Consider the following 10256-nt stretch of genomic DNA (forward strand, 5'->3'; position numbering starts at 1 on the left):
ATGGGGTACGATGTCTGCCCATTTCGACACCTCCTGATCAAAAGGATAGGTGTCCGTTTTCGCGGGTCAATCTCAGACATCGCGATAACGGATCAAATAGGTGTACATGGCAATCTCCGGTGGCATCACGATCAATGGGGCCTTAGCAGTCGACCGGACGATGGGCGGCCGAGGGTTCTGGTCAGCGTTCTTCTTATGTACCGCGTAGAAGACAGCGGTCGCTATAGCTGACATTGGATCGTCTCGACGCAGTTGGACCGATCTCTTGCAATAACGGTAGTCGAACGACCAACAAAAACCCATTGTACGAACGGTCACTGCAGTACCCTGTGGGCATAACACGCTCACACTTTTGGATACTTCGGGGTCCAGGCGCGAGTTTGAGTTCTTGCAACGATCTAGTGGGGGGAGCCGTCACAGTAAGGCCCGGCAGCATACGCAGGTATGAGACAGCGATTCATAAGGTTGATGAATGGAACGGCGGCAAGGTACTATGAGCGCCTCACACTTTCCGTGAGACGAGAAGGCGCACATGGGCCGTACCTTTTTGCAGCCGCCTTTGACTTCGCGCCCGCTCCGACGTCCCAGGAGGTTGACGTACTGTCTACGGCCGAAGGCGCCCGAGGCGCATGCTGTGAATGGCTATGCCATCAGACAGTGCGGGGCCAATTGCATTCATCGAAGGTCGGCCCATTCCATGACAGGCAGCGAGATAAGATGCGAAAAAGCAGCCGTAGCAGGACTCATCCGATACCCAGTTCTTGTTAGTCCTTGGGGCACCTCGCCAGTTGTGGCAAGTTGGGCCGACGTCGGCCGTAGACCTCCAACACTTGCCCAATCTGGCATTCACTGATTCAAAGGTGACTTTTCGCACGAACCGCCAGAAAATGTGCCGAATGTACGAATAGCCATACATATAAGCTCAATGACCAAAATAAACCGGCTTCATACCGTCATTTGGGTCAGTACGAACAGAGGATCGGATCACATGTCCCACCGACTGGATGGAATGACCTAGCGCGCGAAGCGGATGATGTGAACCCGACGCCGATGTCCCATCAACAACGCCACCTTCCCCTGCCGCGGAGTTTTGCACGGGTGAATCGAGCTTCGTACTCCCTCCGGTCTCGATTGTAGTGTTGCCGCGATGCGATGCGCCCGTGTCAACTACCGACAGATTGGATGCAAGAGTCTCGGCGCTTTGGCCACGTTGCGACGCCGGAGCACCATCAGCCGGGTGGTAGAACGGTGCAGGCCCATAGCCACTGGCGAAGACGGGCGCGGCGAAAGAAACTGACGCGGCAACGAATATCGAAGCAATGATCTTGTTACGCATGTGTGACTCCGTGGTACGGTTAGGGTTGAATGTCATCACTTGATTTATCCCAGCATCAGATTTGACGTGAAGGAAACCTCATCGGTGGTTGACATAGCGATGCGGCTTCTGGTGCGACGTTTTCATCAAGTGGTTAGTTTAGGAGCCTCCACTTTATGCCTGCCGTGTACCGTTTTCGAGACTATCTTTGCTCAATAAAATGCTCGAAAGGACCAAAATGGCGACGCAGTTCATTCCTTTCGAGAACGAAAGGGAAATGCAACGATATGTCGGTCCGCCCCGGGCGCGGGACAAAGCTATGGGGTGTGCGTGTTAGTCGACTGCTGCGAATCTGTTCGACTTTGTGCGCGTGTTTGTCGCCGGAATCGGCACGTCGCTGATCGCGACAGGATCGGAACGACCGGTCGATGCTCCATTAGGCGCAACAGGCATAGAGGACGAGCGTGAACAATCCAGTGCATGCGGACGCGATCTCGAACATCCACGCGACGCTCGCCGGCAGCGAGGATATTTTGAACGCGCGGGCGGTGATGCTCGGGCGCAATAACGCCAGGAACTGCGTACAGCGCACCTGAAACGATAAAGCTCCGCTGCTCGGGCAAGCGCGCCAGGAACTTCATCCTGTCCAGCAAGCGCATTTCCGGCCCGAAGTTACCTCTAGCGAAACGGGGCAGTAACGCCCGTGAATTCAAATCACCTAGAATAGCTACTGGGGCCGTCTGCGGTGACGTGAAACTGTCGGACGAAAAAACATGACGTGAGTGCGTCCGGTGTTCAATCTTGGGGCGACCGGCACCAGATTGCGTGATGGCGGCCCGTACCCCAGCACGAATGAACCGGCTTGAATGACGGAGATGCTGAAATCGCTTCATTGCAGTGCGCAGCGTCGTCGATCACATTGATGCATAGATGCATGCAAGCAGTGTCAATCGGGAGAGGGGAGGTGAGATGAGTTCGGGTTCGCATTCCACTTCGACCCGGAACCCTCACGAACACAAGGAGCCGGTGGTCTATGTGGTCGACGACGACGAGTCGATGCGTTTTGCGCTTGGTAACTTGTTCCGATCAGTCGGGCTACGTGTGGAGGCCTTTGAATCGTCACGGGACTTTCTCGCTTTCCCGAAGTACGACGCGCCTAGTTGCCTGGTTCTCGATGTCAGGCTGCGTGGCGAAAGTGGCCTCGCCTTCCAGGAACATATTGCGAAGAGCGAGGTGCACATGCCGATCGTATTCATGACCGGGCATGGAGACATTCCGATGACAGTCCAAGCCATGAAAGCGGGGGCAGTCGATTTTCTCGCGAAGCCGTTTCGCGACCAGGACATGCTGGACGCCGTCGCCAATGCGTTGGCTCTCGACGCTAAGCGTCTTAACGCCGAACAGTCGAACGCCGCGCTCCGTGTTGCGTATGACTCGCTGACACTGCGCGAACGGGAAGTCATGGGGTTCGTCGTAGCCGGCCTGATGAACAAACAGATTGCCGCCGAAATGAATCTCAGTGTAATCACTGTGAAGATTCATCGTGGGCACGTCATGAAAAAGATGGCGGCCCGGTCCGTTGCGGATCTCGTCAGAAAATCGGAATCACTGGGCGTCAAGGCCCGGTCGCTGAAATCGTCTTGAGAGCGGCGAGATCGGGAGTGCCATTCCGGCCCCTTGTCGACAGCCTATGGCACGTCCAGCGCAACGCTGAGCCAATGCGCGATGGCGTCGGGATCAACCGGTTTCTCGAGTACAGCCAGCGCGCCTTTTGCCAAGGCATTGGCTTTTAGCTCGGCCGACAGGAATGCCGTAATGAAGATGGTCGGCCGGGCATACCCAAGTGCAATGATGCGGTCGTGCATCTCCACTCCTGACATGCCGGGCATCATGACGTCGGAGATGAGGCATGACGTCGAAGCGAGCTGGCCTGATAGCAGGAATTCCTCCGCGGATGCGAACAGGCGGGTATGTCTGCCGAACGAGCGCACAAGATTCCCCGTCGCGAGGCGGGCTGCCTCGTCGTCGTCAACAATCGAAACTACCTGAGCAGAACACAAGATTAGCCTCGATCTACAGGAAAAGGGGGGCACGCAGCAAGAACGCTACCGCATGCATCCGTCCGCATCTACGAAACCCAGCGTAATTGTCGTATCAGCGGCCGGGAATCATACACAAGTATTAGTGCGCAGTATTTGCATCGCGCAATCCTGCCCATCTAGTGCTTTAAGCTGGATACCGCTTGAAGATTCACTGATACTGCGGACGCATACCTAGGTATGCGTCGCGGCGTCCGTCGCATCCAACCGTATGAATGGATCATTAAATATCCGGACCAACATGCGTGCGTCGTCGCGCCAGACAGTGGTGTGTTCCCCATCGTGCCGCGCAACGCAAGTTCACCATAACGGGCTGACAAATGAGGGGCTAGCATAACCGCTCCCCATATGCCCCGACGACCCGCGGCGAATATACTTCGCCGGATATACCTAGGTATCGGCGTTCGACGCCTATGTAGGTGCAGTGCCACCCATCCGTACAATGGTATTGGGGCGTCCGAGCGCCTACTCTTGTGTCATAGCCGGTGCGATCGCGCAGTGCGCTCGCTACACATCGTGATGTGAAGGCTGGTTTCAAGAGGAAAACGCTATGTTGAACGTACTGCACAACTGGATCTTTGTCGGCGCAAACGCATACGACGAGTACACTTTCGTACCGTGGCTCAACCGAAACGTGTACCGCCGAACAGTGGAGCTGAACCGCATCTGCTTGCTATAGCTGCTGTAACGTAAACCGCAAATAGGTTCAACCATAAAGGTGTCGTTAGCGGGACCGTCAATGGATCACTTGGCTAATCCTCAATGTGGCTTTGACGTCGGATCGTTAAACGTCATGGGGGCCTTGTCTATCAGTTTCAGGCATCTCGTTCGTGGCGGACGCGAGGGAAGTAAGCTTAGTTAAGGCAAGGAACAAGTAGTATACGGGTACGCGTCGGCAGCGCGCCCCCTGGAGTGAATGGACACTCCCGTGACGGACAGGTTTCAGCGAAACAGTATTATTCTAATGTGCAGCATCTCCGACTGCATTGTCAGATGCGACGCCCAGCGCACCATCGGTCGGGGGGAGGAGGTGAGATGAAATCAGGTTCATATTCGAATTCGGTCCGAGGCGTCCAAGATCGCAAGGAGCCAGTCGTCTACGTGGTCGACGACGAGGAGTCGATGCGCTTCGCGCTCGGTAATTTGTTCCGGTCGGTCGGGCTACGTGTCGAGACATTCGAATCCTCGGTGGACTTTCTTGGTTTCCCGAAGTGCGATGTACCCAGTTGCTTGATCCTCGATGTCCGGTTGCGCGGCGAAAATGGCCTCGCCTTACAGGAGCATGTTGCTAAGAGCGGTTTGCGCATGCCGGTCGTATTCATGACCGGTCATGGTGACATTCCGATGACCGTGCAGGCGATGAAAGCGGGGGCAGTCGATTTTTTTTCAAAGCCGTTCCGCGACCAGGAGATGCTGGATGCCGTCTGCAATGCGTTGGCGCGCGACGGCGAGCGCCTCGCCACCGAACAATCGATTGCGACGCTCCGTGTCGCGTACGACTCGCTTACACCGCGCGAACGGGAAGTTATGGGGTTCGTCGTAGCTGGGCTGATGAACAAGCAGATTGCCTTCAAGGTGAATCTCTGTGAAATAACCGTGAAGATGCATCGTTCTCATCTCATGCGAAAGATGGCGGCGCGAACCCTTGCAGATCTCGTCAAAAAATCGGTAACGCTGGGCGTCAATGCTCAGTCGTAGAACGCACTGAGCCAATGCGCGATGGCGCCGGGATCGTTTGTCGACACAAACGCCCCACTTGCAACGGGCCTTTGCTTCGGGTTGGTTGGAATGCCGTAGGTGGTCGCGGCGCATAACATGATAGTAGGACGTGTTCTTCTTGATCCCCGTTTTACGCCAAATCCTCCAACCTTCAGATCGCCTTCCGCCCGGGGGATGAAAGGTGGCTGTAGGTAGCGAAGCACGAATTCCAAAGTTTTCAAGGTGAATTCCGGCGTGTGCTTGTACGGACGTAAGCGCAAGGCAATCGCATGAACTCGCACGCAAGGTGATCTGCTCACGTCGCGGGTGCGTGTTAAATCTACCTGAAAGTGCGGGCCGCTTGCATAGGTCGGGAGACATGCGACGTCAACTGCAGGTCTTCAGCCTAACGCGAGCTTCGGTCCCAACAAGTTACTCGGAGTCCTATATATTGCACGGCGTTAGCTTACGTGTATGCTGATGTAATCCTAGCTGCCCTGTGAACGAATGTAGGGTCCAAACCAATGAGGGTGGCGGCCTGAAGGCCCCGCGCGCAGATGACAACCTACATTTGATTCCGTCGCCGATGGGTAACAACCTCCAGATCCTGTGGGATGATGGCGATCGCGTCGTCTGTCGAGGGCGGCGCGTGGGCGAAGATGGCAGTCACAACGTCCTTTTGGTGCGACCCGCCGGGGAGCATCCGTTACCTGCCGCCTTTGACCGCCTCGTTCACGCGTTTGGCCTGAGGGACGAACTCGATGGCGCGTGGGCGGTGCGGCCGCTGGAACTGGTGCGCGAAGGCGGCCGGACCCTGCTGGTGCTCGAGGACCCGGGCGGTGAGCCGCTCGCGCGTCTGCTTGGCGCTCCGATGGAGATGGGAGATTTTTTGCCGCTCGCTGTCGGCATCGCCGCAGCGCTAGGCAAGCTCCACCAGCGCGGTCTTGTTCATAAGGATCTTAAGCCCGCGCATATCCTCGTACATTGCGCCGACGGACAGGTCCGGCTCACCGGATTCGGCCTCGCCTCCCGGCTGCCGCGCGAGCGACAGGCGCCCGAACCGCCCGAGACCATCGCTGGCACGCTCGCTTATATGGCACCCGAGCAGACCGGCCGGATGAACCGCTCGATCGATTCGCGCAGCGACCTCTATGCGTTCGGCGTCACGCTGTACCAGATGCTGACGGGCGTGCTGCCGTTTACGGCCGCTGAACCCATGGAATGGGTGCACTGCCATATCGCCAGAAAGCCGGTGCCGCCGTGCGAGCTGGTGGAGACCGTCCCTGTCGCGGTCTCCCACATCGTCATGAAGCTGCTCGCCAAGGCGGCCGAAGAGCGCTACCAGACCGCCGCCGGTGTTGAGCATGATCTGCAGCATTGCCTCGCCGACTGGCAGCGTCGGCACCGCATCGATGCCTTCCCGCTGGGCGAACACGACACGCCCGACCGGTTGCTGATACCCGAGAAGCTGTATGGGCGGGAGCGCGAGGTCGCCACCCTGGTCGCCACGTTCGATCGGATCGTTGGGAGCGGCCCGCCTGAGCTGGTGCTGGTCTCCGGCTATTCCGGCATCGGCAAATCCTCGGTCGTCAATGAACTGCACAAGGTGCTGGTGCCGCCGCGCGGGCTCTTCGCATCGGGCAAGTTCGACCAGTACAAGCGCGACATCCCCTATTCGACGCTGGTCCAGGCATTTCAAGGCCTGGTGCGCCCGCTGCTCGGCAAGCCAGACACGGAGCTGGCGAGCTGGCGCGACGCCTTGCTGGAGGCGCTGGAGCCCAATGCCCGGCTCATGACCGACCTCATCCCCGAACTGAAGCTGATCATCGGTGAACCGCCACCCGTCCCGACACTCGAGCCAAAACTGGCGCAACGCCGTTTCATGCTCGTGTTCCGACGTTTCATCAGTGTATTTGCCCGGGCGGAACATCCGCTTGCGCTCTTTTTCGACGACCTGCAGTGGCTCGATGCCGCGACACTCGACCTGCTCGAGGATCTGCTAACCCACGCGGATCTGCGGCACCTGATGCTGGTCGGTGCCTACCGCGACAACGAGATCGATGCCGCGCATCCGCTGATGGTCAAGCTCCAAGCCATCAGGAACGCAGGCGTCAAGATCAATGAGATCACGTTGGCGCCGCTCGCCCGTGTGCATGTCAGGCAGTTGTTCGCGGAGGCGCTTCACTGCGAGCCGGCACGCATCGCTCCACTGGCGCAACTGGTCCATGACAAGACGGGGGGCAATCCGTTCTTTGTCATCCAGTTTCTGCACGCGCTTGTCGAAGAAGATTTGCTTAGCTTTGGTCATGAAGCGGGACAGTGGTGCGGCGATCCCGGTCTCATCCATGCCAAGGGTTATACCGACAATGTCGTGGACCTGATGGTCGGCAAGCTGACCCGCCTGCCGGCTGGGACGCGCCACGCGTTGGAGCAGCTTGCCTGTCTCGGGAACGTCGCCGGGATCACGACTTTGTCGACAGTTCTCGGCATTCCGGTGGCACAGGTTCATGCGGCGTTGTGGGAGGCGATGCGCCAGGAACTCGTCGAGCGGCTGGAGGGCGCCTACAGGTTTGCGCACGATCGTATTCACGAAGCCGCCTATTCACTGATCCCCGAAGCCTCGCGGACCTCGACCCATCTGCGGATCGGGCGACTGCTCGCTGCGCGCACACCCCCGGGAAAGCGGGGGGAGGCGATCTTCGAGATCGTCGGTCAGCTCAATCGCGGCGCCGCGCTGATCACCGAAGAGGGCGAACGGGAGCGGCTGGCCGAATTCAACCTGCTCGCTGGCCAGCGCGCCAAGGCGTCGACGGCATACTCCTCAGCGCTCACCTATCTCGTCGCCGGTGCTGAACTATTGAGCGACGATTGCTGGGAGCGTCGGCATGAGCTGATATTTGCGCTGGAACTGAACCGGGCCGAATGCGAATTTTTGACCGGGCAGTTATCGGTTGCAGACGAGCGCCTGGCGGCGCTATCGAATCGGGTCACGACAACGGTCGAACGAGCCAGCGTCGCGTGCCTGCACACAGATGTCTGCACAACTCTCGATCAGAGCGACCGCGCGGTCGCTGTGTGCCTCGCCTACCTCCGGCATGTCGGCATCGAGTGGTCACCTCAGCCGCACGACGAGGAGGTGCGACGGGAATACGAGCGCATTGGGACACAGCTTGGGGACCGGATCATCGAGGAACTCATCGATTTGCCAGTGATGGAGGACGCAGCCTCGCTCGCGACCGTCGAGGTGCTGGGCAAGCTTTTCGCGCCGGCCTTGTTCACAGATGCGAACCTGGTTGCGCTGACGACCTGCAAGGGGGTCAGTCTCAGCCTCGAACGTGGCAACTGTGATGCTTCATGTGTGCTTTATGCCAATGTCGGCAGGGTCGCCGGACCGCGTTTCGGTGACTACCAGGCCGGGTTCCGGTTCGGCCAACTCGGCTGCGACCTCGTCGAACGACGTGGGCTAAGACGGTTCGAGGCGAGCACGTATCTTTGCTTCGCGAATTTTGTCATGCGCTTGCTGAAACCGGTGGGGGAATGTCGTAGTCTGCTGCGCCGCGCTTTCGAAGCGGCGAATCGGATCGGAGACCTCGCGTACGGCGCTTACACGTGCACCAACCTCAACTCGGACCTGCTCTTCGCTGGGGAGCCGCTGCACGAGGTGCAAGGCGAAGCCGAACGCGGTCTTGCGTACGCCGGGAAGGTGCGGTTCGGTCTTGTCATTGACTTCATCACCACACAACTCGCGCTGATACGGATGCTTCGCGGCCTGACGCCGACGTTCGGCTGCCTTGACGACGGGCAGTTCAATGAACTTCGCACCGAAACCCATCTGTCCAGCAACCCTGCCCTGGCACTAGCTGCGTCGTGGTACTGGATCCGTAAATTGCAGGCGCGCTATCTGGCCGGCGACCATACGGCAGCCATGGATGCTGCATCGCATGTGCAACGGCTGCTCTGGACCCCAACCTCATTAGTTGAGCAAGCCGAATATCACTTTTACGGCGCATTGGCAAAGGCCGCCTGGTGCGAGTGCACGCCGGCCTGCGAGCGGCCACAACACCTGGACGCGCTCGCCGCGCATTACCGGCAGCTTCAGATCTGGGCGAAAAACTGTCCGGAGAGTTTCGCGGACCGCGCCGCGCTGGTCGGTGCCGAGATCGCCCGGATTGAAGGTCGCGTCGAGGATGCCATGGAATTGTACGAGCAGGCCATTCGCTCGGCGCAGGAAAGCGGCTTTGTCCACGGTGAGGCACTCGCCAATGAACTCGCGTCGCGCTTTTACGCGGCGCGCGGTTTCGGGAAGATTGCCCGTGTATATCTGCAGGACGCCCGCTACGGCTATCTGCGTTGGGGCGCCGACGGGAAGGTGCGGCAACTCGAGGAGAGGTATCCATATCTGAGGGAGGAAGAGTCTGCACCCGGGCCGACGACGACGATTTCAACGCCAGTCGAACATCTCGATCTCGCGACGGTGATCAAAGTGTCGCAGGCCGCCTCGGGCGACATCGTGCTGGACAAGCTGATCGAGATGGTCATGCGTACGGCCATCGAACAGGCGGGCGCCGAACGGGGCGTGTTGATTCTGTCGGACGGCGGCGAAGAACGGATAGCGGCGCAAGCGCTGACCACCGGCGACGCGCCCAGGTTGCAGTTGCGCGATGTGCCGGTGAGCGCGGCAATGCTGCCGGAGTCGATCGTCTATCATGTCCTGCGCACCCGGGAGAGCGTCTTTCTTGACGATGCCGCGGCTGAGTCCTCGTTTGCCACAGATCCCTATATCCGTCAACATCGCGCCCGTTCAATTCTCTGCTTCCCGTTGATGAATCAGGCGAAGCTCACCGGCGCGCTCTATCTTGAAAACAGTCTGACTGCCCGCGTGTTCAGCCCGGCCCGCATCGCCGTGCTGAAGCTTTTGGCCTCGCAGGCTGCGATCTCGCTGGAGAATGCCCGCTTGTACCGCGATCTTGCGGAGCGTGAAGGGAAGATCCGGCGCCTCGTCGACGCCAACATCATCGGGATTGTCGTCTGGAATGCAGGTGGCGACATTCTTGAGGCCAATGATGAATTTCTTCGCATGGTGGGATACGAGCGGGAGGATCTTGTCTCGGGTCGCGTGAGCTGGAGGGATCTGACGCCGCCAG

6 protein-coding genes are annotated in these 10256 nt (G+C 58.8%); 4 read left to right on the top strand and 2 right to left on the bottom strand.

The genetic code is table 11. The features are described from left to right. Positions 1–922 precede the first annotated feature (922 nt). Positions 923–1336 (bottom strand): hypothetical protein, encoded by a 414-nt coding sequence (locus J8I87_RS42235; RefSeq protein ID WP_209938492.1) that lies wholly within the window; start codon positions 1334–1336, stop codon positions 923–925. Positions 1337–1779: 443 nt separating this feature from the next. Between J8I87_RS42235 and J8I87_RS45880 the strand changes: the two genes are divergently transcribed. Both J8I87_RS45880 and J8I87_RS42240 read left to right on the top strand, forming a co-directional pair. Further along, the gene (locus tag J8I87_RS45880; RefSeq protein ID WP_280923158.1) at positions 1780–1911 is read left to right on the top strand and encodes a hypothetical protein; all 132 of its coding nucleotides are present in this window, start codon (positions 1780–1782) and stop codon (positions 1909–1911) included. A gap of 373 nt (positions 1912–2284) precedes the next feature. After that, entirely contained in the window at positions 2285–2959 is a 675-nt protein-coding gene (locus J8I87_RS42240; protein WP_209938494.1) for a response regulator transcription factor, read from the top strand. Positions 2960–3003: 44 nt separating this feature from the next. Here J8I87_RS42240 and J8I87_RS42245 read toward each other — a convergent pair whose 3' ends face one another. Then, positions 3004–3375 carry a response regulator transcription factor gene (locus tag J8I87_RS42245; RefSeq protein WP_209938495.1) on the bottom strand — a complete coding sequence of 124 codons (372 nt, stop codon included), beginning with the start codon at positions 3373–3375 and terminating at the stop codon, positions 3004–3006. A 1074-nt stretch (positions 3376–4449) separates the two neighbouring features. On the opposite strand from J8I87_RS42245, the gene J8I87_RS42250 reads away from it, so the two are divergent. Then, entirely contained in the window at positions 4450–5112 is a 663-nt protein-coding gene (locus tag J8I87_RS42250) for a response regulator transcription factor (RefSeq protein WP_209938497.1), read from the top strand. A gap of 586 nt (positions 5113–5698) precedes the next feature. Next, the coding region (locus J8I87_RS42255) for an AAA family ATPase (RefSeq protein WP_209938498.1) at positions 5699–10256 on the top strand (4558 nt) is incomplete at its 3' end.

Source organism: Paraburkholderia sp. LEh10 (assembly GCF_017814945.1).
Lineage (GTDB): Bacteria > Pseudomonadota > Gammaproteobacteria > Burkholderiales > Burkholderiaceae > Paraburkholderia.

Excerpts from the sequence above, each read along its gene's own strand:
- J8I87_RS42235 (WP_209938492.1), bottom strand. The coding sequence starts at position 1,336 with ATGCGTAACAAGATCATTGCTTCGATATTCGTTGCCGCGTCAGTTTCT.
- J8I87_RS42250 (WP_209938497.1), top strand. The coding sequence starts at position 4,450 with ATGAAATCAGGTTCATATTCGAATTCGGTCCGAGGCGTCCAAGATCGC.
- J8I87_RS42240 (WP_209938494.1), top strand. The coding sequence starts at position 2,285 with ATGAGTTCGGGTTCGCATTCCACTTCGACCCGGAACCCTCACGAACAC.